The organism is Ruegeria sp. AL11, from assembly GCF_056540865.1.
Genome location: NZ_JBQFXO010000071.1, coordinates 1 through 672 on the forward strand (window position 1 = coordinate 1; position 672 = coordinate 672).

The window sequence follows — 672 nt, forward strand, 5'->3', positions numbered from 1 at the left end:
GGTTTCGCGAAGGCAATCGCCGTTTCGTCATCCGCGCCGTGGCTGAGCGCGACGCGCGCGGCCAGTACCTGACCTGTTTCGCGGATGAAGAGGTGGCGGCATGAGTTATGGCGTATCAGCCGCCCTGCAGGCGGCGGTGTTTCAGCACCTGACCGGGGATGCGGATGTCAGCGGCCAGTCCGGTGGCGCGATCTATGACGCGGTGCCGACGGGAACGGTTCCGCAGACCTATGTGACATTGGGCCCGGAAGAGGTCCGCGACGCTTCGGACCGGTCGGGCGCGGGTGCGATCCACCGCTTTACGGTTTCGGTGGTGTCCGAAGCCGCCGGGTTTGGCGCGGCAAAGACGCTGGCCGGGGCGGTGTGTGACGCGCTGGACAATGCGCCGCTGGTTCTGAGCCGCGGGCATCTGGTCGGGCTGTGGTTCGAGCGCGCCTCGGCTCGGCGGACCGGGACCAGCGGCAGCATCCGCCAGATCGACCTGAGATTCCGCGCCCGCGTGGAAGACGACTAAGCAATCAACGGAGAGAGCACATGGCTGCCCAGAACGGAAAAGACCTGTTGGTCAAAGTGGATATGAACGGCACGGGCCTGTTCCAGACCATAGCGGGCCTGCGGGCCACGCGGATCAGTTTCAACGCCGAAAGCGTGGATGTCACCAGCCTGGAAAGC

The 672-nt window shown here is 65.5% G+C and carries 2 protein-coding genes and 1 pseudogene; all 3 read left to right on the plus strand.

Translation table 11 applies throughout. From position 1 onward, the window contains the following. Positions 1–104: pseudogene (locus tag ACR0IP_RS23330) on the plus strand (head-tail adaptor protein); the annotation flags it as partial. Beyond that, entirely contained in the window at positions 101–514 is a 414-nt protein-coding gene (locus ACR0IP_RS23335) for a DUF3168 domain-containing protein (protein ID WP_480480409.1), read from the plus strand. The pseudogene ACR0IP_RS23330 and the gene ACR0IP_RS23335, both read left to right, overlap by 4 nt. A 20-nt stretch (positions 515–534) precedes the next feature. After that, the coding region (locus tag ACR0IP_RS23340) for a phage tail tube protein (protein WP_480528186.1) at positions 535–672 on the plus strand (138 nt) is incomplete at its 3' end.